The organism is Nesterenkonia sandarakina (assembly GCF_003003175.1).
In the GTDB taxonomy this organism is placed as follows: Bacteria; Actinomycetota; Actinomycetes; order Actinomycetales; family Micrococcaceae; genus Nesterenkonia; species Nesterenkonia sandarakina_A.
The window spans coordinates 212,973-237,859 of the sequence record NZ_PVTY01000004.1 but is presented as its reverse complement, the minus strand read 5'-3'; the positions used below and the strand labels follow the sequence as shown (position 1 = coordinate 237,859).

At 67.4% G+C, this 24,887-nt stretch carries 22 protein-coding genes and 1 pseudogene; 8 read left to right on the top strand and 15 right to left on the bottom strand.

Going from position 1 to position 24,887, the window contains the following annotated elements; genetic code table 11:
* Positions 1-317: 317 nt before the first annotated feature.
* From BCL67_RS04975 to BCL67_RS04925, 11 genes and pseudogenes are all read right to left on the bottom strand, one after another.
* Positions 318-1,505 (bottom strand): annotated as a pseudogene (locus tag BCL67_RS04975) (ISL3 family transposase); the annotation flags it as partial.
* 246 nt (positions 1,506-1,751) lie between these two features.
* Entirely contained in the window at positions 1,752-3,041 is a 1,290-nt protein-coding gene (locus tag BCL67_RS04970; protein WP_106122339.1) for an adenylosuccinate synthase, read from the bottom strand.
* 107 nt (positions 3,042-3,148) lie between these two features.
* Complete coding sequence (locus BCL67_RS04965) at positions 3,149-3,799, bottom strand: thymidine kinase (protein ID WP_106122338.1); 651 nt, start codon at positions 3,797-3,799, stop codon at positions 3,149-3,151.
* Positions 3,800-3,835: 36 nt separating this feature from the next.
* On the bottom strand, positions 3,836-4,258 hold the full coding sequence (locus BCL67_RS04960) for a DUF3151 domain-containing protein (RefSeq protein WP_106122337.1): 423 nt from the start codon (positions 4,256-4,258) through the stop codon (positions 3,836-3,838).
* Between the two features lie 93 nt (positions 4,259-4,351).
* Positions 4,352-5,377, bottom strand: coding sequence for a phosphonate ABC transporter, permease protein PhnE (gene phnE / locus BCL67_RS04955; protein ID WP_258174761.1), 1,026 nt, complete (start codon positions 5,375-5,377; stop codon positions 4,352-4,354).
* The gene (phnE, locus tag BCL67_RS04950; RefSeq protein WP_106122336.1) at positions 5,374-6,435 is read right to left on the bottom strand and encodes a phosphonate ABC transporter, permease protein PhnE; all 1,062 of its coding nucleotides are present in this window, start codon (positions 6,433-6,435) and stop codon (positions 5,374-5,376) included. Before phnE (BCL67_RS04950) ends, phnE (BCL67_RS04955) begins: the two co-directional genes overlap by 4 nt.
* 3 nt (positions 6,436-6,438) lie before the next feature.
* Entirely contained in the window at positions 6,439-7,248 is an 810-nt protein-coding gene (gene phnC / locus BCL67_RS04945; protein WP_106122335.1) for a phosphonate ABC transporter ATP-binding protein, read from the bottom strand.
* A gap of 114 nt (positions 7,249-7,362) precedes the next feature.
* Positions 7,363-8,394: a phosphate/phosphite/phosphonate ABC transporter substrate-binding protein gene (gene phnD, locus BCL67_RS04940; protein WP_106122334.1), complete on the bottom strand. Its 1,032-nt coding sequence runs from the start codon at positions 8,392-8,394 to the stop codon at positions 7,363-7,365.
* A 277-nt stretch (positions 8,395-8,671) separates the two neighbouring features.
* A complete protein-coding gene (locus tag BCL67_RS04935; protein WP_106122333.1) occupies positions 8,672-9,523 on the bottom strand; it encodes an HAD family hydrolase in 852 nt (283 codons plus the stop codon).
* A 105-nt stretch (positions 9,524-9,628) separates the two neighbouring features.
* Complete coding sequence (locus tag BCL67_RS04930) at positions 9,629-10,048, bottom strand: hypothetical protein (protein ID WP_106122332.1); 420 nt, start codon at positions 10,046-10,048, stop codon at positions 9,629-9,631.
* A gap of 222 nt (positions 10,049-10,270) precedes the next feature.
* The gene (locus BCL67_RS04925) at positions 10,271-10,876 is read right to left on the bottom strand and encodes a TetR/AcrR family transcriptional regulator (protein WP_106122331.1); all 606 of its coding nucleotides are present in this window, start codon (positions 10,874-10,876) and stop codon (positions 10,271-10,273) included.
* Between the two features lie 72 nt (positions 10,877-10,948).
* Between BCL67_RS04925 and BCL67_RS04920 the strand changes: the two genes are divergently transcribed.
* From BCL67_RS04920 to BCL67_RS04910, 3 genes are all read left to right on the top strand, one after another.
* The gene (locus BCL67_RS04920) at positions 10,949-12,217 is read left to right on the top strand and encodes an MFS transporter (protein WP_106122330.1); all 1,269 of its coding nucleotides are present in this window, start codon (positions 10,949-10,951) and stop codon (positions 12,215-12,217) included.
* 8 nt (positions 12,218-12,225) lie between these two features.
* Positions 12,226-12,489: a hypothetical protein gene (locus tag BCL67_RS04915; protein WP_106122329.1), complete on the top strand. Its 264-nt coding sequence runs from the start codon at positions 12,226-12,228 to the stop codon at positions 12,487-12,489.
* 125 nt (positions 12,490-12,614) lie between these two features.
* Positions 12,615-13,430: an SDR family oxidoreductase gene (locus tag BCL67_RS04910; protein WP_106122328.1), complete on the top strand. Its 816-nt coding sequence runs from the start codon at positions 12,615-12,617 to the stop codon at positions 13,428-13,430.
* Between the two features lie 210 nt (positions 13,431-13,640).
* Here BCL67_RS04910 and fbaA read toward each other — a convergent pair whose 3' ends face one another.
* Together fbaA and BCL67_RS04900 are read right to left on the bottom strand one after the other, a co-directional pair.
* A complete protein-coding gene (fbaA, locus tag BCL67_RS04905; protein WP_106122327.1) occupies positions 13,641-14,663 on the bottom strand; it encodes a class II fructose-bisphosphate aldolase in 1,023 nt (340 codons plus the stop codon).
* A gap of 270 nt (positions 14,664-14,933) precedes the next feature.
* Positions 14,934-15,683, bottom strand: coding sequence for a helix-turn-helix domain-containing protein (locus BCL67_RS04900; RefSeq protein ID WP_106122326.1), 750 nt, complete (start codon positions 15,681-15,683; stop codon positions 14,934-14,936).
* Between the two features lie 218 nt (positions 15,684-15,901).
* Here BCL67_RS04900 and cynS point away from each other — a divergent pair, with 218 nt between their 5' ends.
* The 4 genes from cynS (at position 15,902) to BCL67_RS04880 (ending at position 19,363) form a co-directional block, all read left to right on the top strand.
* Entirely contained in the window at positions 15,902-16,354 is a 453-nt protein-coding gene (gene cynS / locus BCL67_RS04895; protein ID WP_106122325.1) for a cyanase, read from the top strand.
* On the top strand, positions 16,351-17,595 hold the full coding sequence (locus tag BCL67_RS04890) for an ABC transporter substrate-binding protein (protein WP_146131080.1): 1,245 nt from the start codon (positions 16,351-16,353) through the stop codon (positions 17,593-17,595). Before cynS ends, BCL67_RS04890 begins: the two co-directional genes overlap by 4 nt.
* Entirely contained in the window at positions 17,592-18,470 is an 879-nt protein-coding gene (locus BCL67_RS04885; protein WP_106122323.1) for an ABC transporter permease, read from the top strand. Before BCL67_RS04890 ends, BCL67_RS04885 begins: the two co-directional genes overlap by 4 nt.
* Positions 18,471-18,550: 80 nt before the next feature.
* Positions 18,551-19,363 (top strand): ABC transporter ATP-binding protein, encoded by an 813-nt coding sequence (locus tag BCL67_RS04880; RefSeq protein WP_106122322.1) that lies wholly within the window; start codon positions 18,551-18,553, stop codon positions 19,361-19,363.
* A gap of 18 nt (positions 19,364-19,381) precedes the next feature.
* Here BCL67_RS04880 and BCL67_RS04875 read toward each other — a convergent pair whose 3' ends face one another.
* Together BCL67_RS04875 and BCL67_RS04870 are read right to left on the bottom strand one after the other, a co-directional pair.
* Positions 19,382-22,828: a pyruvate carboxylase gene (locus BCL67_RS04875; RefSeq protein WP_106122321.1), complete on the bottom strand. Its 3,447-nt coding sequence runs from the start codon at positions 22,826-22,828 to the stop codon at positions 19,382-19,384.
* A gap of 85 nt (positions 22,829-22,913) precedes the next feature.
* Positions 22,914-23,906 (bottom strand): GNAT family N-acetyltransferase, encoded by a 993-nt coding sequence (locus BCL67_RS04870; protein WP_106122320.1) that lies wholly within the window; start codon positions 23,904-23,906, stop codon positions 22,914-22,916.
* Between the two features lie 183 nt (positions 23,907-24,089).
* On the opposite strand from BCL67_RS04870, the gene BCL67_RS04865 reads away from it, so the two are divergent.
* Positions 24,090-24,881 carry a PTS sugar transporter subunit IIA gene (locus BCL67_RS04865; protein ID WP_106122319.1) on the top strand — a complete coding sequence of 264 codons (792 nt, stop codon included), beginning with the start codon at positions 24,090-24,092 and terminating at the stop codon, positions 24,879-24,881.
* Positions 24,882-24,887: the final 6 nt, after the last annotated feature.

Below are 24,887 nucleotides of genomic sequence, written 5' to 3'. Positions count from 1 at the left end.
TATGCGCGACGATAGCCATGGCGATCGACGCTCCTCTCTTCGAGACGGACATGGTCACGGTCGCCAAGCGGCCGGCACGGGTCCGGGAAGAGGTCACTTCGGGGCGAATCTGTGATGGGCCACGGCCCGAGGGCCGGGCAGTCTCCTGATGAGGTCACCGAGGTGGGCCGGACGGTGTCGGCCGCACCGACCCGGGCGGACAATTCAACGGGAAGACACCGCAAGCGGGCCAATTGCTTCGAGAGTCACACCCGGTTCGATACGACCGACATCCATCCTGACCGGCCAGTCCCAGACCAGCCAGATCCAGACTCACAGATCGCCTCGGTAGGACCATTGGAGGTGCCAGTGCGGTCGAAGTAGGCCAGGATGTCAGCAGCCCGGCGATTGAAGGTTCTACCCAGACTGATCAACTCATGTAATCGGCGCGGCACCGCCCGGCGCAGTGAATCGATCACCGCCTGCAGCTGCTTCTTGCCCTCACTCTTGGAGGGGTTGCGGTAGGCGGTGACGATTTTCTGATAGATCCTCCAGGTCGCTTCGACCTCGACGTGCTCATCCACCGTGAAGACCTTCTGCAGCCGCTGATGCTGCTTCTCGGTGAGCAGATCAGCGCCGGTCCGAAGCGTCCTGCGGGTCCCGTAGAGCGGATCACCAGAACGTCCCCGGTGCCCGAGGGTGTCCTGTTGGACCCGCTGCCGGCACCGATCCAGCGCATCACCTGCCAGAGCGACCACGTGGAAGGGATCCATCACCGCGGTCGCCTGCGGCAGCTCTTCCGCCGTGGCGGTCTTGAACCCGGTGAACCCGTCCATCGCGACCACAGCGATCCTGTCCCGGAAATCTGTGGTCTGGGCGTCGAGCCAGGTCTTGAACACCTGCTTGGAACGGCCGGGGATCATGTCGAGCAGCCGCGCCGGCCTGGTGCCGTTGCGGACCGGGGTCAGGTCGATGATCACGGTCACGAAGTGGGTGCCGGCACCGGTGTGGCGCCAACAGTGCTCATCAACTCCCAAGATCTCGACCCCCTGGAAGCGGGCTGGGTCATTGATCAGCAGCTTCGCTCCAGCAGCGAGGACCGCGGCGTTGACGGTGTGCCAGGCAGCCCCGAGGCCGGCGGCGATCCGGGTGATCGACATGCGGTCGATCACCAGTGATTTCAGCGCCCAGAGCACCGCGTGGCGGCTGAGCTTCGCGCGGGGTGCCGCTGCGCAGCTGGTGTCTTGGCGCCAGACCCGGGCGCAGTCCGCGCACCGGTAGCGGCGCACCCGAACCAAGAGGGTGGTGGGCCGCCAGCCCAGCGGCACATGGGCCATCCGGCGCACCACGGTGCCGATCGAGACGCCTTCGGCGCCGCAGTTCCGGCACCAGGGGTCGTGTTGGAGGACTCGGCATTCCAGCACGGCTCGGCGTTCTTCGAGGTGCTGGCCGGTGATGGTGAGTCCGAGCTGGTCGACCAGGCAGAAACTATCAATATCGGGGATGGCAAAAGTAGGCTTGGCCACGTCGAGGTCTTTCAGATGGGCAGTGTAGGAACTTCCATCTTCGGAAGGCCTCGACATCTATCTGTGCACCGCCACGCCAACGGTTGCTACACCCTCATCTGCGAAGAGCCGGTTATACAACGACTTCTAACCGAGTTGAGAATCCCCCGTTCACCCTCGGGGTCCGTCGCGACACGAAAAAGGCGTCGGCCGAACGGAATTAATTCCGTCAGACCGACGCCTCAGAAAGGCGTGCTGCGCCTAGCCTCAGTCTTCGATCAGGTCGTGGATCGCGATCACCTGGTCGCGGCCGGGGCCGACGCCCACACCCGAGATCCGGCAGCCGCTGAGCTTCTCCAGCGCCAGCACGTAGTTACGCGCGTTCTCCGGGAGGTCATCCAGCGTCCGGGCACCCGAGATGTCCTCGGTCCAGCCGGGGTAGTTCTCGAAGACCGGCTTCGCGTGGTGGAACTCCGTCTGGGTCATCGGCATCTCATCGTGACGGACGCCGTCGACCTCATAGGCGACGCAGACCGGAATCTCGTCGATGCCGGTGAGCACGTCGAGCTTGGTCAGGAAGAAGTCGGTGAAGCCGTTGATCCGGGAGGCATAGCGCGCCATCACGGCGTCGTACCAGCCGCAGCGCCGCGGACGTCCGGTGTTGACGCCGAACTCGCCGCCGGTCTTCTGCAGGTAGTCGCCCCACTCGTCGAAGAGCTCGGTCGGGAACGGACCGGCACCCACACGGGTGGTGTAGGCCTTCACGATGCCGATGGAGCGCTTGATCCGCGTCGGCCCGATGCCGGAGCCGACGGAGGCGCCGCCCGCCGTCGGGTTCGACGAGGTCACGAACGGGTAGGTGCCGTGGTCGACGTCGAGGTAGGTCGCCTGGCCGCCCTCCATCAGCACGACCTCGCCGCGGTCCAGCGCGTCGTTGAGCAGGATGGTGGTGTCCACGACCATGGGCCGGAGCCGCTCGGCGAAGTCCAGGAAGTACTCGGCGATCTCATCGACCGCGATGGCCCGGCGGTTGTAGAGCTTCACCAGGAGCTCGTTCTTCTGGCGCAGCGCGCCCTCGATCTTCTGCCGGAGGATCGACTCGTCGAAGATGTCCTGCACTCGGATGCCGAGCCGGGCGACCTTGTCCATGTAGGTGGGGCCGATGCCGCGGCCGGTGGTGCCGATGGCGCGCTTGCCGAGGAATCGCTCGGTGACCTTGTCCATGGTCTGGTGGTAGGGCGCGACCAGGTGCGCGTTCGCTGAGATCTTCAGCTTGGAGGTGTCCGCTCCGCGCGCCTCGAGGCCGTCGATCTCGTGGAAGAGCGCCTCCAGGTTCACGACGACGCCGTTGCCGATCACCGGCACGGCGTTCGGGGACAGGATTCCCGCGGGAAGGAGCTTGAGCTCGAACTTCTCACCGCCGACGACGACGGTATGGCCTGCGTTGTTGCCGCCATTGGGCTTCACCACGTAGTCGACCCGTGAACCGAGCAGGTCCGTGGCCTTGCCCTTACCTTCGTCGCCCCACTGGGCTCCGACGATCACAATGGCTGGCATGGCAGTCCTTTCCCGAGCTGAGCTGGTCTGGGAGCACCCGCAACAGCAAAGGCGTCCCTGTAGATCCTACCAACGTCGGTCGACGCGGGGTTTGGACCTGACACGACTCAGCCCAGACGCCCGCCCGAGGCCTCCAGGTAACAGGCCGCGCAGAGGGATTCGTACCAGATGTCGGTGCCGTCGATCGCTACCTGATCGCCGTCGAAGATGATGGCCTCACCGGCGCGTCGAGTGTTGAACACCGCCTTGCGCCCACACCGACAGATGGTCTTGAGCTCCTCCAGGGCATGGGCGAGGTCCATCAGCCGGGCCGAGCCGGGGAAGGCCATCGTGCGGAAGTCCGTGCGGATGCCATAGGCCAGGACGGGGACGTCGTCGAGCACGGCGATGCGCAGCAGATCCTCCACCTGGGCCGGAGTGAGGAACTGGGCCTCATCGACCAACAGGCAGGCCACCGGCTTGATCTGCCGGTTCAGTGCGCCCGATTCTGCTTCCATGTCATCGAGCAGCGTCCCCGGGGTGGTGCCGGCCGCATGCTGTGCCACCAGTTCGCGCAGCGGAGCCTGCGGCGGGATGAGGAAGTCGACGTTGCGGGTCACTCCCAGGCGGGAGACGATCTCATCCTCACCCTTGGTGTCGACCTGCGGCTTGGTGAGCAGAACCCGTTGCCCGCGCTCCTCGTAGTTGAACGCCGCCTGCAACAGTCCGGTGGACTTGCCTGAATTCATCGCACCGTAACGGAAGTACAGCTTAGCCATCGTTCGAACAACCCTTCCGCGTGATTACCTGAAGGGTCAGCGCAGCCGGCTGATCGCCTCGGGAGCTGAGGGGTCGCAGTCACGCAGCAGCGTGGTGATCCGCTCGACCTCGGCGGTCTCGCCGATGGCGGCCGCAGCCTGGCCCAGCGCGCCCAGGGCACGCAGGAAGCCGCGGTTGGGCTCATGGCTCCACGGGACGGGACCGGCACCGCGCCAGCCGGAGCGGCGCAGCACGTCGAGGCCGCGGTGGTAGCCGGCGCGGGCGTAGGCATAGCCCTCCACGGTGTAACCCTGGTCCAGCGCGTCCTCGGCGAGCAGCGCCCAGACCAGTGAGGACTCCGGGTGCTTCGCCGCGAGATCCACGGGCTCCTCGCCGGTGGCCAGCGATTCGGAGACTTCAGGCTCGGCCGGAAGCAACGTGGGCTCCGGCTCCATCAAATTTTGACCAACGATGCTCATGGCCACATCCTACTGCCAAGATTCCTCCACGAAATTCGCAGTCCGCGCCCCTTCCTATGGGCCTCACCGCGGGTTCACCGCGGAGGACCTCGGTCAGAGACCGGCGGCGGCTCGGGCGGACTTCGGGGCCGGGTCGTCCTCCACCGTTGTGCCGGCCTCGGGGCCTGCGCCGGGACCGGGTGCGCCGTCGTCGTCGTGGGGCTCTCCCCCGCCGCTGCGGACGCCCGCACCGTGGATCACCCGGTGCCGGATGAACGCGGAGATCTGATCCACCAGCATGGTGACCACGATGATCACGACCAGCACGATGCCGATCCGGTCCCAGTCGCGGGCGCCGAAGACCGTGGAGAGCAGCGAACCGATGCCGCCGGCCCCCAGCACGCCGAGGATCGCCGAGGCGCGGATGTTGACCTCGAAGCGGTAGAGCCAGATCGCGATGACCTCGGGCATCACCTGGGGCAGCACCGCCCAGCGGATCAGCTGCAGGTGGTTGCTCCCCGAGGCCCGGGAGGACTCCAGCGGACCGCCGTCGACCGCTTCGATCGCCTCGGAGATGAGCTTCGAGAGGGTGCCGATGGAGCTGATGCCCAGCGCCATCGCACCGGCCAGTGCTCCGCCGCCGCCAGAGCCGAAGCCGAAGAGCGGGAGCATGATCGCGATGGCGAAGATGATCTCGGGCACCGCGCGGATCACCGAGAGGATGAAGCGGACCACGACGTAGACCGGCAGCGGGGACATGTTCCGCGCGGCCATGAATCCCAGCGGCAGTGAGAACAGCGCGCCGACCATCGTGCCGACCCAGGCGATCGCCACGGACTCGAACATCGCGGCGAAGGACTGGGTCCAGTAGCCGGCCACGGTCTCGTCGGGGACCTGGAAGACGCCCTGGGCCATGAGCTGGCCGTATTGGATGATGCTCGCCGGCAGGTCCACCAGCGCGCGGACGTCCATGCCGGTCCCGTAGATCGCGGCGATGAAGATGATCCCGACGACCAGCATGCCAACGTTGTAGCCGAGCTTGGAGGGCTTCACGGGGCGCCGGTCCAGCGCGTCCGGGGCGAAGCGCGGCTCAGTGCGCGAGGCGCTGCCCGGACCGGCGTTGGTTCCTCGATTGCTCACAGCAGCTTCCTCCGGATGTACATGGAGAACATGTCGACCAGCAGCACCACAATGATCAGCGCGATCAGGATGGCGGCGACGTTCTCGAAGGCGAAGCGGTTCAGCTGCAGCATCATGGCCGAGCCGATGCCGCCCACTCCCACGATGCCCAGCGCGGCCGAGGCGCGGATGTTCAGCTCAAAGACGTAGAGCCCGTAGGAGACGAAGCCCGGCAGCACCTGGGGAAGGATCGCGAGCCGGTTGCGCTGGGTCAGGTTCGCCCCGGCGGCATCGGCGGCCTCCACCGGGCCGGGGTTCACCGAGTCGATGGTCTCGCTGAGCAGCTTGGCCACGATGCCGATGTTGAACATCAGCAGCGCCAGCACACCGGCCATCGGGCCGAGCCCGTGGGCGGTGCCGCCGATGAACGCGACGAACAGCAGCGCCCAGCCGACATCCGGGATCGAGCGGATGACCGAGTTCACCGCCTTGATCGCCTGCGAGACGCCCTTGTTCGGGCTGGAGACCGGGGACGCGAACATCGCCAGCACCAGGCCGATGGCGCAGCCGATCAATGTGGCGACCACTGCCATCGAGAGGGTGATCAGCCACTGGTCCCGCACCGTCCAGATGTAGCTCCAGTTCGGATCCAGGAACGCCATGAGCCGAGGCTCGACGTTGGACCAGCGTTCGGGGATCTCCAGCAGCGTGAAGTTCACCGTGGAGCCGGCCCAGTAGCTCATGATGATGAAGGCCAGGGCGCCGAAGGCTCCCATGGTGTTGGTCCGCGCGCGGAAGCAGACCAGCAGCGTCAGCAGCATCACGGCCAGCCCGATCACCGGGTACAGCGGGGCCCACAGCGTCACGAAGCCCAGCGGGATCAGCAGGATGTTGCCGGAGACCCCGGTGATCCAGAAGATGATGAACGCGACGACGGCGAGCCCGCCCAGCCCGAGGTAGACCAGCCCGCTGGGCTTCGGCGCCTCGGGGCGCGGGGTCGCACCGAGCGTGCTGGCCCCGTGCGTGGCGGGACTGTGACTGGCGGTGCTGTGACTGGAGGTGCCGGAGGTGATGGCCACGCGTCAGTCCTGGGCCGCTGCAGAGGTGACGGTGCCCTGGGTGGCAGAGTCTGACGCCACGATGTCCTCGGCGGTCAGCGAGCGCTGATAGACCTCTTCGATGATCGCGTCGGTCGCCTCTTCCACGGGACCGTCGAATACCACCTCACCGGCGCGCATCCCGATGATGCGATCGGCGTAGCTGCGGGCGAGGTCGAGGTGGTGCATGTTCACGATGGTGGTGATCCCCAGCTCCTGCTGGATCCGGCGCAGGTCACGCATCACCTTGTGTGCGGTCGGCGGGTCCAGGGAGGCGACCGGCTCGTCGGCGAGGATCACCTCGGGGTCCTGGGCGAGCACCCGGGCGATGGCCACACGCTGCTGCTGGCCGCCGGAGAGCGAGGAGGCCCGCATATAGGCCTTGTCCACGATGCCGACGCGTTCCAGGGACTGGAATGCGAGCTCCTTGTCCTCGGCGCGGTACCAGCCGAGCAGCGACCGCCAGGTGGGGGTCTCTGCGGAGCGCCCGACCAGGACGTTGTTCAGCACCGAGATCCGGGTGACCAGGTTGAAGGACTGGAAGATCATCCCCACCCGGGAGCGCAGCCGGCGCAGCTTGGCCTTGCTGCGCGGGTCCACGACGTCGTCGCCGACGGTCAGGGTGCCCGAGGTGAAGGGGACCAGTCCGTTGATCGTGCGGATCAGGGTGGACTTGCCGGCGCCTGAGAGCCCCACGATGGCCACGAACTCGCCCTTGTTGATCTGCAGATTGACGTTGCTCAGCCCCTTGAATCCATTGGGGTAGACGACGTCGATGTTCTCGAAAGTGATCATGATCTGGTGTCCTAGCCGGGTCCGGGTGCGCAGCTCACGCCTCAAGCGTACGAGCTGCGCACCCGGGTCACCGACTGCTGGAGGACTGCTTCCTCTCTGAGGGGGTGCTAGAGGTCACTCATCGCCGAAGTCGTTGTAGACCTGGCGAGCGCCGTCCAGCGCGTCCTGATCGGCTTCGACCATTCCTTCGATCTCGTAGACCTCATCGAGTGCGGCGAGGCCGTCCTCGTCCTCGGCCACGGCGAGCCAGGCTTCGGTCAGGGTGGCCTGTTCCTCCTCGGTGAACTCGGAGGAGACCACGATGCCGTCGTTCGGGATCGGGCCGGCCCAGGCGAAGACCACGACCTCTTCACCCACATCGGGGTTCTCGGCGACGACGTTCTCGCGAGCGTCGTCGAAGGAGGTGCCGATCGTGGCGCTGTCGTTGTAGACGTTGATCACGGAGTTGTCGTGGCTTCCGGCGAACTGCTCGTCGATGTCGCCCTCACCCGGGGCGAAGCCGAGCAGATCGTTGAGCTGGGTGGCCGGGTAGTAGTAGCCCGAGGCTGAGCCCTGGTCCACGTAGGAGACGGTGGTGCCCGCTTCGATCATCTCGAGGGCCTCTTCGCCGACGGCTCCGGGCTCGGCCTCATCGGTGCCGTTGCAGAAGAGCATGGTGTTGCCGTCGTCGTCGGGGACGTCCACGGGCTCATCCATGCAGTAGGTGTCCGGGTCGTTGGTGAACCACTGGGTCACGTAGACGTCGGAGCCATAGCGGATCGACTGGGTGATCGGCACGGCGTCGGCCTGCTCCTCGGCCTGGATCATGCCCACGGGTCCGGACATCACGACCTGCGCGTCGCCGGTCTGCATGGCGGTGATGGCCCCCAGGTAGTCCTGGGTCTCTTCCGCGCGGACCGGGAAGCCGTCGAGTGCGTCGCTGAGCGCATCCGCGAGCGGCTCAGCGCTCTCCACGATGTTGTCGACGTCGTTGGAGGGGACGAGCGCAATGACGATCTCGTCGACGCTGCTGATCACAGCAGTCTCGGAGTCGCCGGCTTCGGCCTCCTCGTCGCCGCCGGTCTCGCCCTCTTCGGCCACACAGCCGGCCATGGTCAGAGTCAACACGCTCGCCAGCGCGAACGTGGACAGAGTCTTCTTACGCATATGGAATTTCCTCTTCATCAAGGTGCCAGGGCGACCCCGGTGCTGCGCTTCGCGGCACCGAAGGTGCTGCGAATTCCGGAGAGTCACGCGCGAGGCCGCCGGCGTCATGCCGCTGACCTCGTGCGATTCCACAATGCACTCTAGGGGCGCGTTGCCGCACCCTCCACCTGGAACAGGTCAGTTGGTCAACCTGTCACGCACTGTTAACACAGCGGTGTTCTCTGTGTGACGCAGGTTACATGATGAAGAGCTTCGGCGTGCGGGACGGAATCTCTGGTCAGACCGTCGCGGTGCTGCGTGACCAGGCGTCGACCACCCGGGCGACGGCGTCGAAGTCCTGCACACGATGATCGGGGGTGCCCAGCCCGGTGCCGAATCGGTCGATCAGCACGGTGGTGCCGCCCAGTGCGTGCACGTGTTCCAGATCATTGGCCCAGATGTCCCCGGCGGAGAGCACCTGGTCCGGAGCGATCTGGGGCTCCGGCTCGCCACCGGCAGCATGCCCGCCGGCCGTGTCCCCACCGGCAGCCCGGGCGCGCTGCAGCGCCGCGGGCATGCCGAGGGGTTTGCGAGCATCGTTGATGACCAGGTCGAAGGCGTCGCTCAGCCCCAGGGCCGTCAGCCAGGGCGCGAATGCATCTGCCGGTGAGTTCGTCACCAGCACGACGACGGCGCCGCGCCGGGTCTCGGCGAGCAGCTCCTGGGCCCCGGACGGCGCGTGGACGTCGGTGTTCTCCAGCCCATGGGCCAGCAGGTCCAGCCGCGCCGCCCGGAAGGACCGTCCGGAATCGGCGTCGGTGAGTCCGGCCTGGCGGGCCAGCAGCTGGACCAGCTGATAGCCGTCCTGCAGCGGCCAGGAGACCGGATGCGCCTTGGCGTCATCGTGGGTGGCCTCGCTGCCCACAGTGAGCGGCACCCCGGCGTCGTCGTACTGGATCTGCGGGGCCAGCAGGGTGTTCTCCGCGAAGCCGCGGGTGACGATCTCGTGGACGCTGGTGCCCGGGAAGTGCCCGCTCAGGCCCCGCTCCGCCAGCAGCGCGTCCACCCGGTCGGCGTAGAAGAGGACCGGGGCGTCACCGAGGCAGAGCGTGCCGTCGAAATCGAGCAGGAGCAGCTTCTCGCGGGTCATACACGTCGCTTTCTGCAGGGATCAGCGTGGCCGGATCAGATGCCGGGAACGGATCCACCGGGTCCGTTCCCCCGAATCAGCGGCCGGCAGCCGAATCCAGGCGGTTCACTTCTTCTTGTTGCTGGCCTTCTTGCCGGAGCTCACCAGTGCGATCGCGATGGCAGCGAGCCAGGCATCCTTGGCCAGCGGGGTGCCGTCCTGAGTGGGGCGGACACCGTCGGACTCGGTCATGCCGTCGTTGCGGAAGTACATGCTGAGCATGCCGGCCGCAAAGCCGCCCAGCGCAAGGCCGGCGACGCGGTTGCTCACGAACGGCGTCAGCAGTGCGCTGCCGAGGGCAATCTCACCCCAGGCCAGGGCCTTGCCGAACTGCTCGGGAGAGAGCTGCTTGACGGCGGGCACCCCGGTGGCGGCCATGCCCTGCATGCCTGCGGCGGACTCAGCGTCGAGGCCGAGCTTGCCGATGCCGGCGTTGAGGATGAAGGCTCCGGGGACGGTGCGCAGGGCGAGGGTGGAAATGTTCATGAGGTTCTCCGACTGTTGTGGACGTCCGGCTCCCCGAGGCGGGGGCCGTTGAAGACGATTTCCCAAGCCTTAACCCTACCGAGGGTGCGGCCATTCCCGTGCTCCGCGCGGGTCATCGGGGTGGCGCAGTGACGCGGCTCGGCAGATCATCGTAGAGCTGTTGCGTTGTCGTAGGGCTTGAGCGCTACGACAACCTGCAGCTCTACGATTTTTTCGCTCGGGCTACTTGCCGGGGACGACGACGGGCGGGACGGCCCACGTGTCGAGGACCAGACCCGCGGTCATCCGAGCCATGGGGAGCGGATCTGCGGGGGCCCCGCGCAGCAGGCTGGCCAGCACCCCGTTGTAGACCAGCAGGAGCGCCGCGGCCCCGGACCCCGGGTCCGGGCAGCCCGCGTCTGTCGCGAGCGAGGTCAGTCTCTTGGTGACCATCGCGGTGTCCTGACGAATCAGGTCAAAGACCGGATCCTCGCTGCCCGGGGTCGGCGCTGGGCGCTCCGAGGCAGTGGCCAGGAAGCAGCACCACTGCGTCTCCCCCGCCGATGCCCGGAAGGTCTCGATCGCATCGAAGATGGCGAGCACGCGTTCGCGCGGTGATTCTGCCGCGGCGATCGCTGACTCCCAGTGGGTGCTCCAGTCCTGGAGCCGGCGGGCGAGGATCTCGCGCAGCAGGTTGTCCTTGGAGCCGAAGTGCTTGTAGAGCGTCACGATCGAGACCCCTGCGGCCGCGGCGGCGCGATCGACGCCGGTGCTTGCGATGCCGTCGTGGAAGAAGAGTCCCTCGGCCGCGTCCAGAATTCGCGTCCGGGTGAGCTGTGGGTTGGCCATGAAAATAGTATAACGTTCGCTTCAGTGAAACGTGCGTTATACCTTGCTCGCCTGCACCCTCGGAGGACTCTGATGCTCGACACCGCTGGGCGGACTGCCGCCCCTGCCGCCGGACCAGCCCCAAGGCAGGTTCCACGACGCTCAGGCCTCGGCACTGCGGTGGCGGGGATGCTGCTGATCGCCGCCACATATGGGATGGCCCGCTTCGGCGTCGGGCTCTTCGCTCCGCGGCTGGCGGCCGAGCGGCCTGACCTGGCCGAGGTGCTCGGCTGGGCTGCGGCCGCGCAGTTCATCGCCTACTCGGTGGCCGCGGTCGTCGCGGCGCGACTGGTGGATCGACGTCCTCGGGTGGGGCTCGTCCTCGCCGGAGCGACCGCGACCCTGGGGTCACTGGGCGTGGCGGTGGCCTCGGAGCCGATCTTCTTCGTCGCATCGGTGGTGATCGCCGGGATGGGCGGGGGCTTCGCGTCCCCCGCGCTGGTGCCGGTGATCGACGCGGTGGTCGCTCTGCGAGCGCGGGCCACCGCCCAGTCGGTGGTGAACACCGGAACCGGAGTCGGTGTGATCGGCGCCGGGCTGGTGGCGTTCCTCGCGCCGTCGGCTGGGTCGGCGTGGGTGGTGATGGCCGGGCTCTCCGCGGCCGCCGCCGCGGCGGTGCTCCTTCCGCTGCGCGGACACTCGGAGCTGGGCGGACAGGTCGGGGGCCGTGCGGGCGGCGCCTCGACTCGGGGGGAGCGTTCCAGCTCGGGGTCGGTCGCTTCCATGGCCGCTCGGCCCGCGTGGCGGAAGCTGGCTGTGCCGGGAGCCGCCGCTGTCGTCGCCGGCGCGGGATCTGCGCTGATCTGGACGTTCGGCCCGCTGCTCGTCACCGATTCCGGCGTGGTGGCCGCGGATCAGGTGGGCTGGCTCTGGATCGCGCTGGGCGCGGGCGGACTGCTCGGCACCTTCACCGGCGTGCTGGTGACCCGCGTGGGCGAACACGCCGGCTTCAGCGTCACCGCGGGCCTGCTTGCACTCGCCAGCGGCGTCCTGGCATGGGCCCTGGTGACGGAATCGGGGCCGGCTGCGTATGCCAGCATGGCGATCTTCGGCGCCGGATACATGGCGCTGTCCGGGGTGCTGATCCTCTGGGCCCGGCAGGTCTGGCCCGATCACGCCGGGGCCGGCACGTCCCTGTTGTTCATCGCGCTCGCGACCGGGCAGGCGGTGGGATCGGCCGGCTTCGGACTGGTCCAGGGCGGCTGGGACCCGGCGGTGATGGCGGCCGTGGCTGCGAGCCTCTGCCTGGTCGGCGGAGGCGTCGCTATGATCGAGGCGTGGACGCGTCGCGCAGAGAAGTGATCGGGTAGGTGGCTGCCGCGGGACTGATCACCGCCGGCCTGCTCGCGGTGAACCGTCCGCCCACTTCCTTCGGCTGGTTCGCGCACGCGCCGCTCTCAGACACCACGCATATTCCCGGCGCGTCGCCCGCCACACTCACCCTCACCGCTCTGGGCATGGCTCTCCTCATCCTGGGACTGCTGTCCACGGGTCTTCTGGCAGGCATGCGGATCCGCCGCCGGGGCCGCGACAGCCCTCTGCGGCAGGATCGCGGCGACACTGAGACCCAGTAGTTCCAGACCCCCGACCGACGGGCGCGGCTCGAGAAGACCGTCGAGGTCCACGCGGAGCTCGCGACCCTGCTCGCCCAGCGCAGCTACCGCTCCGGCTGGGACGTCTGATGTGATCGAATGACCCCATGGAGCCGACCCCCGCCACTGACCTTTCCCGTGACCCGCTCCCCCTGCGGGGCCGGAGGGTGCTGATCACCGGGGTGAGCCGGCGGGCCGGGATCGGCTACGCCACCGCGTGCCGGATGGCCGCCTACGGGGCCAGCGTCTTCTGCCACCACTTCACCCCGCATGACCGTGAGCAGCCCTGGGGTGCCGATGACATCGCACTGGTGCTCGACGGCGTCCGCAGCCACCTGGTCGGAGACGCCCGGGTCGCGGACGTCCATGCTGACCTGGCCGATCCCGCCGGTCCGGCCCAGGTGATGCAGGCGGCGACCTCCGCACTGGGCCCGATCGATGCACTGGTCTGCAATCAGGCACTCAGCGGCCACGATGGGCCACTCGGTGATCTCACGGCGGCGCAGCTGGATCAGCACTGGGCGGTGAACACTCGAGCCTCGATCCTGCTGGCCCAGGCCTACCTGCAGCAGCACCGCCCCGGCACCGCAGGATCCCTGATCTTCCTGACCTCCGCGCAGGGCCTGGGGCCCATGCCCGGCGAGGTGGCCTACGCCGCGGCGAAGGCCGCGCTGGCAGGCATCACGACCACGCTCTCGGAGCAGCTGATCAGCCGGGGCATCCGGGTCAACACGGTGAACCCTGGGCCGGTGGACACCGGTTACCTGGGACCTGATCTCTGGAACGACGTCGCGGCGATGTTCCCGCTGGGCCGATTCGGTGAACCTGATGACCCGGCGCGGCTCATCGCCTGGCTGAGCACCGACGAGGCCTCCTGGATCACCGGCCAGATCATCAACAGCGAGGGTGGATTCCGCCGATGAGCCGGGTGATCTCAGCGGATCAGCCCGCCCGCCGGTCAAATAATCGTAGAGCTTTCGAGTTGTCGTAGCGCTCTAGCGGTACGACCCGCCACAGGTCTACGATTTTTTGACCCGGGAGGGGCGGGAACGACGACGGCGGCTGCCCTTCACGGAGAAGGGACAGCCGCCATCGTCGTCGTTGCTCGGCGCGGGAGGCCGAGCGGACCGGGCTTATTTGATGGATCGGCCTGCGGAGCCGAGGCGCTGGGAGGCCTCGACGATGCGAGCGGCCATCGACTCTTCGGCCTTGGCGCCCCAGACGCGCGGGTCGTAGGTCTTCTTGTTGCCGACCTCGCCGTCGATCTTGAGCACGCCGTCGTAGTTGGCGAACATGTGACCGGCCACCGGGCGGGTGAAGGCGTACTGGGTGTCGGTGTCGATGTTCATCTTGATCACGCCGTAGGAGACCGCGTCGGAGATCTCCTGCTCGGAGGAGCCGGAGCCGCCGTGGAAGACCAGGTCGAAGGGGGCGTCCTTGCCGTACTTCGTACCGGCCTCTTCCTGGATCGCCTTGAGGATCTCCGGGCGCAGCTTCACGCCGCCGGGCTTGTAGACGCCGTGGACGTTGCCGAAGGTCAGCGCGGTCATGTAGCGGCCGTGCTCGCCCAGGCCCAGGGCCTCGATGGTCGCGGTGGCGTCTTCGATGGTGGTGTAGAGCTTCTCGTTGATCTCGTTCTCCACACCGTCCTCTTCGCCGCCGACGGTGCCGATCTCGACCTCGAGGATCTGCTTGGCGGCCGAGCTGCGGGGCAGCAGCTCAGCGGCGATGCGCAGGTTCTCCTCCAGGGTCTCGGCGGAGCCGTCCCACATGTGGGAGTTGAAGATCGGGTCGCGCCCGGCCTTGACCTCGGCCTCTGAGGCTTCCAGCAGCGGCAGCACGAAGCCCTCGAGCTTGTCCTTGGGGCAGTGGTCGGTGTGCAGCGCGATGTTCACGCCGTAGCTCTTCGCGACCTGCTTGGCGAAGGCGGCGAAGCCGAGGGAGCCGGTCACCATGTCCTTCACGCTGGCGCCGGACCAGTAGGCGGCGCCGCCGGTGGAGACCTGGATGATGCCGTCAGACTCAGCTTCGGCGAACCCGCGGATCGCGGCGTTCAGGGTCTGCGAGCTGGTGACGTTCACCGCGGGGTAGGCGTAGCCGCCAGCCTTTGCGGAGTCGATCATCTGGTTGTACTTGTCCGGGGTTGCAATAGCCACGTGTGAGCTCCTTAGGAGTTAAGTCAGGTACGGCAGCGTCATTGGTGCACCGCCGTCATCCTATCGGGGTTGGGCGGCCGGGGCCGAGGGAACTTTCGCCGGATCTGCAGATTCTTCAGGACCGGCCCCGGTCCCGGCGACTTGGACCGGCGGCCTGACCCAGCGATCGTCCGGGCCGACCTTCGCGGCACCAGTTGGGCGCGCAGCTATCAGCCAGCGGCACCGTGATCCGAGCCCCGACCGGCGACGGCTCCGTGGTGGAGATCCTGCTCAGTCCAGGTCCGGCAGTCCGGCCTGACCCTTGGTGAGCGCCGGAGACCTTCCGTAGGCGCGCCGGTAGGCACGACTGAAGGTGCTGACATCGTTGAACCCGCTGGAGTAGGCAGACTCGGCCACGCTCAGTCCCTGCCGAAGCAGCTGGTCCCCTCGGATGAGCCGGGCTCGGCGGATCTCCTGAGCCGGGGACGTGTTCTCCTGCGCAAACATGGCCTGCAGGGTGCGCAGCGAGACCCCGGCCCGGCCGGCCACCCGGTCGGGGGTCAACGTGGAATCTTGGCAATGCGATTCGATATAGGTCTTGATCTCCGCGAAGCCGCCGCCGGATTCGGTCTCGAGTCGGGAGACGAGCGATCCCGGCGATCCGGTGGACTGACGTGGGGTGAAGGTGAGCAGCTTGTGATCGGAATCCTCGAGCTGACGGAGCCGCCAGCGCACACGCAGCGGACGCCCGCGCCGGTCGATGAACTCCTCGGCGTGACTGTGACCCACGGTTCCCGAGGCCGCCACGATCGGACAGGCCTCCCGCGGATATGGGGAGCCGTCTGCGTGCCGGGGGTGCAGAGCCTCGTGGCTGCAACGGCCCAGGAGGGTTCTGCCCTCGCTGTAGCCCAGCACCGTGGCTGCGGCCTCGTTCACCAGCGCGACCGACCCGTCGGGCTCGATGAGCCACAGCGGGGTGGGGGCTGCGTCAATCAGGGAGCGTAGAACTCCCCCGCCGTCGAAGGTCATCTCGAGATGCATCTCCTTCCGACACCATCGCCGTTGTTCCACAATCCTAGGAGCGCGCTGTTTCCCTCAAGATGCCCAGATATTTCGGTGGCGTTAAACCCGTGCCGCTTGCGTGAATCGTCAGATGTTCCGCGCGAATCGCCTTGTCGGCCGGATTCGCGCCGACCTAGGTTCGGAACCGCGCCGGAGCCGTTCCGGTCCGGCGCCACCGATCGAGGAGGCCGAGACACGTGGAACCGTTCATCAGCAAGAGAGAAGCCGCCGAGCACGTTCGAGTCGCCCGATACCGGGCGGGAATCAGCTGGGCGCAGATCGCCGAGCAGCTCGGTGTGGCGAAGGAGTGGAGCACCGCCGCGCTGCTCGGCAGCCATCCCATGACCGCCGCGCAGGCCGCCGTGGTGCAGGAGCTGCTGAGCCTGGACGACGCCGTCGTCGAAGCGCTGCAGATGCAGCCCTACCGTGGACCCCTGAGCGAGGACGACTTGTCCGATCCGACCATCTACCGCTTCCAGGAAGCTGTCATGGTCTACGGTCCCACGATCAAGGAGCTGATCCACGAGGAGTTCGGCGATGGGATCATGAGCGCGATCAACTTCCAGCTCGACATCCAGCGCCGCGCCGACCCGGAGGGGGACCGCGTCGTCGTGACCTTCGACGGCAAGTTCCTCGACTACAAGTGGTGACCGTGGGACACCGCCACCTCTCCCGACGCAATCTGCTCGGCCTCGGCGGCGGGGCCCTGGGCGCCAGCCTGCTCGCCGGGTGCACCCCCACCGGAGGGACTCCGAACACGAACCCGCTCGGAATCGATTTCAGCGCCGCGATGGAACCGGCCGGTGAGCTGGAGATCCGCGATGTCACCATCGGATTCGTGCCGATCACCTGTTCCTCACCGATCATCAATGCGGCCGCCATGGGGATCTTCGAGCAGTACGGGCTCAACGTGACCCTGCAGCGCTACACCGGCTGGGGCGAGCTGTGGATCGCCTACGTCGCCGGTGAGCTCGACGCCACCCAGATGCTCATCCCGATGCCGCTGGGCATCCATCACAACTTCGCCGCCGGTCAGCGTGACTCTCGGCTGCCCTACATCACCAATGTCAATGGTCAGGCGATAACACTGGGCACGCAGCATATGAACCGGGTGCGCGAGGCGGAGGACTTCCGCGGGCTGACCATCGCCGTGCCCTTCGACTACTCGGGTCATAACCTGCTCCTGCGGGACTACCTCGCGCTGGGCGGTCTGGACCCGGACTACGACGTCGGCATCCAGGTGATGCGTCCCTCGGACATGGTCGCCTCGCTCAACGTGGGCGACATCGACGGGTTCCTGGCACCGGACCCGTTCAACCAGCGCGCCGTCGCTCTCGGCGCCGGCTACCTGCACATGCTCTCCAAGGACCTCTGGGACGGCCACCCCTGCTGCAGCTTCACCGTGGCCGACGAGTTCGCCACCGCGTATCCGAACACCTACACCACGCTGCTGCGGGCGATCGGCGATTCAGCCATGTGGACCGACAAGGCAGAGAACCGCGCCGACGCCGCAGAGACGATGGCGGGGCGCGCGTTCCTCAGCCAGGACCCAGCGGTCATCGCGGCGGTGCTCACCGGCGAGTTCGAGGACGGCACCGGGGCCACCCAGTCGGTGGAGGACCGCATCGGCTTCCGTCCCTACCCGCACGAGTCCTATGCGATCTGGGCGCTGACCCAGCTCCAGCGCTGGGACCTCGCGCCCACGGCCGGCTACGACACCGCGGCGGACTATCAGTCCGCGGTGCGCCAGGTCCTGGACCCCGACGCCGCGACCCCGATCCTGGAGGCGCTCGGCGCAGACACCACCCCTCGGAAGACCGAGACCATCATCGGACGCACGTTCGACCCGGCGAACCCCCTGCCCTGGACCGAGAAACAGGTGAACCTATGAGCACCCCGACCACTCAGGCCGCTGAGATCACCGACACCGCGCAGAAGCCGCACACCAACACCGCCCCGGAGGCGCTGCAGCAGCGCGCGAAGGCTCAGCGCACCCGGGACCGGTTCCAGACCACCGGGCTCTTCGTGATCTTCTTCCTGGGGTTCATCGGTCTCTGGCACCTGGCGACGGTGGGGCTCGACGACGGCGGCCTGGCGCCGACTCCCGGGGCCACCTGGGACCGGCTGCTGGAGATGCTCGGGACAGCCTTTCTGCTGGATGGACCCAACAACGTGGGCATCTTCTACCACCTGCTCGCCTCCATCCAGCGGGTGCTCCTGGGCTTCGGGCTGGCCGCGATCATCGCGGTGCCGCTGGGGCTGCTGCTGGGCACCTCCCGGGTGATCCACGACGGCATGGATCCGTTCATCCAGATCCTGCGTCCCGTCTCACCCCTGGCCTGGCTGCCGCTGGGCCTTGCCCTGCTGCGGGACTCCCAGATGACCGCGATCTTCGTGATCTTCATGGCCGCGCTCTGGCCGATCCTGGTCTCGACCATCGACGGGGTGCGCCGGGTCAACCCGCTGTTCCTGGACCTCGCGAAGTCCCTGGAGACCGACACCAAGACCCGGGTCTTCAAGGTCCTGCTTCCGGCCACGCTGCCGGCCATCGTGACCGGTCTGCGCACCGCGCTCTCCACCGCCTGGCTGGTGATCGTCGCCGCCGAGATGATCGTCGGCGGGCGCGGGATGGGTCACTTCGTCTGGAACGAATGGAATGCGCTGAACACCCCCAGCATCGTGGTGGCCATCGTGATCATCGGCGGCGTCGGCTTCCTGCTCGACCGCTCGATCGCCCAACTGCAGCGCCTCGTCCCGAAATCCTGAGCACCTGCGCTCAACGCCCACGCTGACGACGCCGACATTGACACCTGAGACCGACGCCTGAACCACCAGGAGACCCAGACATGACCGCTGAAACTCTCACGACAGAGCGCACGAGCACCGAACCCGTGGTGAAGCTCGAGGGCATCACCAAAGGGTTCCCGGATCGCAAGAAGGGCTTCCAGCGCATCGTCGGCACCACCGACGTCGACATCAACGAGGGCGAGTTCATCACGATCATCGGCCCCTCGGGCTGCGGCAAGTCCACCATCCTGAAGATGATCGCCGGCCTGGAATCGGTCGATGAGGGCACGATCTCCCTGGCCGGGAAGCCGATCACCGCACCGAGCCGGGAGCTGGGCATCGTGTTCCAGCAGCACGTGCTCCTGCCCTGGATGTCCGCCAGGCAGAACGTGATCTTCGCCCTGGAGACCGACCCGCACCAGAAGCGCAGCAAGCAGGAGCTCGAGACGCTGGCGGATGAATACCTGGAGCTGGTGAACCTCTCCCACGCCGCAGACCGACGACCGACCCAGCTCTCCGGCGGCATGCAGCAGCGGGTCGGGATCGCCCGAGCGTTCGCGCTGGAGCCCAAGGTGATGCTGCTCGACGAACCTCTCGGTGCCCTGGACGCGCTGACCCGGCACGAGCTGCAGCTCCAGCTGCTGCAACTGTGCGAGCAGCAGAAGCGCACCTTCATCATGGTCACCCACGACGTCGACGAGGCGCTGCTGCTCTCGGACCGGATCCTGGTGATGGGGGCTGGACCGAATGCGCAGATCGTCCATGATCTGAGCGTCCCGTTCTCCCGGCCTCGCGATGTCGAGAACCTGGAACAGGACCCGAAATATCACGAGCTGCGCAGCTTCCTGCTGAGCTCGCTCACCGGTCACTGAGCGCGAGGGCTGGCGCGGCTACTCGACGACGACGAGCAGATCTCCGCCGTCGACCTGCTGCACGCCGCTGATCACCGCCCGGGTCACGGTGCCGGCGACCTGGGTGGTGATCCCGGCTTCCATCTTCATCGCCTCGATGGTGGCCACGTTCTGGCCGGCCTGAACGGTGTCGCCCTCCTCGACCGTGAGCGAGACCGCTCCGGCGAAGGGGGCGGCGACGTGGCCGGACTTGGAGGTGTCCGCCTTCTCAGCCACCGCGACGGTGGCTTCCACGGAGTCATCGCGGGCACCGACCTGGCGGGCCTGACCGTTGAGCGTGCACATCACGGTCCGCACACCCTTGGGGTCAGGGTCTGAGACGGTCTGCAGCGTGACCAGCAGCCGGACTCCCTTGCCGAGCGAGATCACGTGTTCGTAGCCGGTGCGCATCCCGTAGAGGAAGTCCCGGGTGTGCAGCACCTGGACGTCGCCGTACTTGTCTCGTGCGGCTTCGAAGTCCTTGGTGGGCCCGGGGAAGAGCAGCCGGTTGAGTGTACGGCGCCGCTCGGCGGCGTCCTCGGAGCGCAGCGCCTTGGAATCCTCTTCCGAGAGTTCCTGGTCCAGCGGCTTGATCGTGCGGCCCTGAAGCGCCTTGGACCGGAACGGCTCGGGCCAGCCGCCTGGCGGGTCTCCGAGCTGACCAGCGAGGAACTGGATCACCGAATCCGGCAGGTCGAAGCTCTGCGGGTTCGCCTCGAACTCTTCGGGGTCCACGTCCATGCCGACCAGCTGGAGCGCCAGGTCCCCGACCACCTTGGAGGACGGGGTGACCTTCACCAGCCGGCCCAGCATGGTGTCGGCCGCGTGGTACATGTTCTCTATCGATTCGAACCGCTCCCCCAGGCCCAGCGCGATGGCCTGCTGGCGCAGGTTCGAGAGCTGCCCGCCCGGGATCTCGTGCCGGTAGACCCGGCCGGTGGGGCTGGTCAGCCCGGACTCGAAGGGGGCGTAGATCGAGCGCACGGCCTCCCAGTAGGGCTCCATGGAGGCCACGGCTTCCAGTCCCAGCCCGGTGTCGCGTTCGGTGTGCTCGAGTGCTGCGACCAGGGCGGAGGCCGGCGGCTGGGAGGTGGTCGCGGCCATGGAGGCCACGGCGACGTCGACGGCGTCGACCCCGGCCTCCGCCGCGGCCAGCAGGGTGGCCAGCTGCCCCCCGGCGGTGTCGTGGGTATGCAGATGCACCGGCAGCTCGAATCGCTCCCGCAGGGCGGTGACCAGGGTCTTCGCCGCGGCTGGACGCAGGAGTCCGGCCATGTCCTTGATCGCGAGGATGTGCGCGCCGGCGTCGACCATCTGCTGGGCCAGGCCGAGGTAGTAGTCCAGGGTGTAGAGGTCCTCGGCCGGGTCGGTGAGGTTGCCGGTGTAGCAGATCGCGGCCTCGGCCACCGCAGTGCCGGTCTTGCGGACCGCCTCGATGGCCGGGACGATCTGGTTCACATCATTGAGCGCGTCGAAGATCCGGAAGATGTCCACCCCGGTGGCGGCGGCCTCCGCCACGAAGGCGTCGGTGACCTGAAGCGGGTAGGGGGTGTAGCCCACGGTGTTGCGTCCACGCAGCAGCATCTGGATCGGGATGTTCGGCAGCTCCGCGCGCAGCAGACGCAGCCGGTCCCAGGGGTCCTCGGTGAGGAACCGCAGCGCGACGTCGTAGGTCGCACCGCCCCAGGCCTCCACCGAGAACAGTCCGGGAGTCACATGGGCGACGGCGGGCGCCGCAGCCAGCAGGTCACGGGTCCGCACGCGGGTGGCGAGCAGCGACTGGTGGGCGTCGCGGAAAGTGGTGTCGGTGACGGCCAGGGCGGTCTGCTCGCGGAGCCTCTTGGCGAAGCCCTCGGGGCCCTCCTGGATGAGGACCTGGCGCCAGCCCTCGGGCTTCGGGTGGTCGGAGGGGCCGTCGAAGGGGCTGCGGTCGGGCTCGTCGCGCTTGTCCCCGGGGAAGTGCGGGAGCTTGTCGCGCGGGTCGATGCCCTCCACGCGGGGGCCGTGCGGCTGATTCACCGTGATGTCAGCCAGGTACTGCAGCGCCTTGGAGCCGCGGTCCTGGGAGCGGTTGATCTTGGCCAGCTCGGGGTGGGCGTCGATGAAGTCGGTGGCCACGTCCCCGGCGAGGAACTCTTCTGAGTCCAGCACGTTGAGCAGGAACGGGATGTTGGTCGCGACTCCGCGGATCCGGAACTCGGAGAGCGCGCGGCGCGCCCGGGCGATGGCGGTCTGGTGGTTGCGGCCACGGGCGGTGAGCTTGACCAGCATCGAGTCGAAGTGCGGGCTGATCTCAGCCCCGGCGTAGACGGTGCCGCCGTCGAGCCGGATGCCGGAGCCGCCGGCGGAGCGGTAGACCGTGACGGTGCCGATGTCGGGGCGGAACTCGTTGGCCGGGTCCTCGGTGGTGATCCGGCACTGCATGGCGGAGCCGCGCACGCGCAGGTCCTCCTGGCGGATGTCGAGGTCTTCCAGGGTCTCGCCTGCCGCGATGCGCATCTGCGCGGAGACCAGGTCGATGTCGGTGATCTCTTCGGTGACCGTGTGCTCCACCTGGATGCGCGGGTTCATCTCGATGAACACGTGCTGGCCCGCGCGCTCCCCGACGGTGTCCACGAGGAACTCCACGGTGCCGGCGTTGCGATAGTTCATGGCCTTGGCGAAGGCGACGGCGTCGCGGTGCAGCGCCTGGCGGATGTCCTCGTCCAGGTGCGGGGCCGGGGCGATCTCCACGACCTTCTGGTAGCGGCGCTGCAGCGAGCAGTCGCGTTCGAAGAGGTGGACCACATTGCCCTCGCCGTCGGCGAGGATCTGGACCTCGATGTGGCGGGGGCGCAGCACGGCCTGTTCCAGGAAGACGGTGGGGTTGCCGAAGGCGGTCTCGGCCTCATGCATGGCCGAGCGCAGGGATTCGGCGAGGTCTTCGCGCCTGTCCACCCGGCGCATGCCGCGACCGCCGCCGCCGGCGACGGCCTTGACGAAGATCGGGAAGCCGATCTCCTCGGCGGCGCGGGTGAGCTCCTCGGTGTCCTTGGAGGGCTCGGAGCTCTGCAGCACGGGAACGCCGGCTTTTTTGGCGGCGCGCAGGGCCTTGACCTTGTCACCGGTGGATTCCAGGACATCCGCGGGCGGGCCGATGAAGGTGATGCCCGCCTGGTCACAGGCCCGGGCAAGATCAGGGTTCTCGGAGAGGAAGCCATAACCGGGGTAGATGGCGTCGACGCCGGCGTCCTTGGCGACGCGGATGATCTCGTCGATGTTCAGGTAGGCGCGGACCGCGTGGCCCTCTTCACCGATGCGGTACGCCTCGTCGGCCTTCTGGCGGTGGAAGGAGTTGCGGTCCTCGTGCGGATATACGGCGACGGTGCGCGCCCCGAGTTCGACGCTGGCGCGGAACGCTCGGATCGCGATCTCCCCGCGGTTGGCGACCAGGATCTTCGAGAACATGACTGCGGTCTCCCTCACTTCGTGGCGCCGCCACCTCATTGTGGCGGCGTTGGGGCGATCCTACCGGGTGCCGGGTTGGGTGAGGCTAGTCTGCTGACCGGCGCATGGCGGCCTGCGTGAGCTTGAGGGTGAAGCCGAGTCGCTCGTAGAGCCGAGTCGCCCCGGTCAGGGACTCCGAGTCCACGTCGAGTTCTATGACATCAAACTCCCCGGACCGCGCCGCGGCCTCGATGGTGTGCGCCAGGACTGCACTTCCGAGACCCTTCCCTCGGGCCTCCGGCACGGTCCCGACCAGGTTCACATAGAGCTCTCGGGTGACCCATTGCCCACACAGCGAGTAGGCGAGGACAGTTCCCTGGGGAGCGACAACCCCTGCTTCGTCCACCGCGATGCGGGAGACCTCGGGCCGGTTGCTTCCCGCTATCCAGTTCTGGTGCCATTGGTCGGCAGCCGGCGGCGCACTCCCCCAGTGGTCCACGAACGCGGCAGTGTGCGCGGCCATGACAGCAGGTTCGTCCGCATCCTGGGGTGCGCGGATGCTGAGTCCGGGCGGAACATTCCTGCCCCCGAGGATGGTCTCCGCGGAATCCTGTGCGCCGAGGTCCCGGCTGAGCAGGTTGAAGTAGCGTGCCACGCTGTACCCGCGAGAGTGATGGAACCGGCGCGCCGAGGAGTCCTCCAGGCCTCCGCCGGTGGAGAGGTAGAACGGGACACCGGGGTGCCTCTCGGCGCTGAGTTCCCTGCCGCGCGCCTCCAGCTTCTGCATCAGCAGCGTGCCGAGGCCCTTTCCCCGGTGATGACTGTGCACCCCACCGTCGAGTCCGACGTCCACCTTGCCGCCATGGTGGTCCGGATGGCTGGGGACTCTGACGGTTCCGAAGGCGATCATCGAGTCGTCGTACCAGACCGCAAACGTATCCCTGAGGGTGTCCATTCGTGGAGCATTGAGCTCATCCAGGAGATCGTCAGCGTTGTAGAACTCCTCGGTCCCATCCACCACCGCGAGATGATTGACCAGCTCCGCCCATGGAACCACGTCCTTGGCGTTGATTGCACTCCATCGATAAGCGCTTTTCATGCCCACATTTTAACTCAATGAACACCTCAGAGAGCGGAACACGAATCAGAGTTCCGCCCTGAACTTCTTCCCGCTGGATCCGCAGGCACAGGAGCCGAATGCCAGTTGGTGGTACTGTCTCGGAGTCTCCGCGGCGCCACCGGTGACCATGACGCGAACAGGACTGAGCAGAACGGATTGAACATGGCCTCTCTCCCCACACTCATCCACCAGGACGCGATTCTGCTGGATGCCAACGCCGCGGACTGGCAAGCTGCGGTCCGCCTGGCCGGAGGCCTGTTGGAACAGACGGGCATCGCATCCGCCCAGTACACCCAGTCGATGATCGACAACGTCGTCAACAACGGCCCCTATATCGTCATCGCCCCCGGTTTCGCGTTCGCGCACGCGCGTCCCTCAGAAGCCGTCCGACGCACCGGCATGTCATGGGTGCGGTTGAAAGAGCCGGTGGACTTCGGAAGCGGCGAGAACGATCCGGTCACCCTGGTCGTGGCTCTTGCTGCCGTCGATTCCAAGGACCATATGCATGCGCTCGCCGAGCTCAGCGGGGTCTTGGGCGACGAGGAGACGCGCGCAGCCCTGGACGCTGCGCCGGCCCCCGAAGCCATCTCCGCCATCCTTCGGGGAGAAGACGCGCCCACGGCAGCTACCGCTGCAGAGACCCCAAGTCGGTCGTCGGGCGGGGATGAACAGCACCTGATCCTCACCGTTTGCGGCAACGGACTCGGGACCTCTCTGTTCCTGAAGAACACCCTCGAAAGCGTTCTGGACACCTGGGGGTGGAGCCGTCACCTCAACGTCGAAGCCACCGACACCATCTCCGCCCGCGGCCGGGCCTCCGAGGCGAAGGCGATCCTGACCTCCGGGGAGATCGCCAAGTCCCTCGGCGACGTCGGCATCCCGGTCAAGGTCATCGAGAACTTCACCAGCAAGGACGAGCTCGACGGCGCACTGCGCGAGCTCTACGACGTCTAAGGAATA

Bases quoted from the DNA above. Each gene is read 5' to 3' on its own strand.
- BCL67_RS04865 (WP_106122319.1), top strand. From the start codon at position 24,090: ATGGCCTCTCTCCCCACACTCATCCACCAGGACGCGATTCTGCTGGAT.
- BCL67_RS04900 (WP_106122326.1), bottom strand. From the start codon at position 15,683: ATGCATCTCGAGATGACCTTCGACGGCGGGGGAGTTCTACGCTCCCTG.
- BCL67_RS04880 (WP_106122322.1), top strand. From the start codon at position 18,551: ATGACCGCTGAAACTCTCACGACAGAGCGCACGAGCACCGAACCCGTG.
- BCL67_RS04930 (WP_106122332.1), bottom strand. From the start codon at position 10,048: ATGAACATTTCCACCCTCGCCCTGCGCACCGTCCCCGGAGCCTTCATC.
- BCL67_RS04870 (WP_106122320.1), bottom strand. From the start codon at position 23,906: ATGAAAAGCGCTTATCGATGGAGTGCAATCAACGCCAAGGACGTGGTT.
- BCL67_RS04920 (WP_106122330.1), top strand. From the start codon at position 10,949: ATGCTCGACACCGCTGGGCGGACTGCCGCCCCTGCCGCCGGACCAGCC.
- BCL67_RS04935 (WP_106122333.1), bottom strand. From the start codon at position 9,523: ATGACCCGCGAGAAGCTGCTCCTGCTCGATTTCGACGGCACGCTCTGC.
- phnC (WP_106122335.1), bottom strand. From the start codon at position 7,248: ATGATCACTTTCGAGAACATCGACGTCGTCTACCCCAATGGATTCAAG.
- phnD (WP_106122334.1), bottom strand. From the start codon at position 8,394: ATGCGTAAGAAGACTCTGTCCACGTTCGCGCTGGCGAGCGTGTTGACT.
- BCL67_RS04925 (WP_106122331.1), bottom strand. From the start codon at position 10,876: ATGGCCAACCCACAGCTCACCCGGACGCGAATTCTGGACGCGGCCGAG.
- BCL67_RS04965 (WP_106122338.1), bottom strand. From the start codon at position 3,799: ATGGCTAAGCTGTACTTCCGTTACGGTGCGATGAATTCAGGCAAGTCC.
- BCL67_RS04885 (WP_106122323.1), top strand. From the start codon at position 17,592: ATGAGCACCCCGACCACTCAGGCCGCTGAGATCACCGACACCGCGCAG.
- BCL67_RS04970 (WP_106122339.1), bottom strand. From the start codon at position 3,041: ATGCCAGCCATTGTGATCGTCGGAGCCCAGTGGGGCGACGAAGGTAAG.
- BCL67_RS04910 (WP_106122328.1), top strand. From the start codon at position 12,615: ATGGAGCCGACCCCCGCCACTGACCTTTCCCGTGACCCGCTCCCCCTG.
- BCL67_RS04960 (WP_106122337.1), bottom strand. From the start codon at position 4,258: ATGAGCATCGTTGGTCAAAATTTGATGGAGCCGGAGCCCACGTTGCTT.
- BCL67_RS04875 (WP_106122321.1), bottom strand. From the start codon at position 22,828: ATGTTCTCGAAGATCCTGGTCGCCAACCGCGGGGAGATCGCGATCCGA.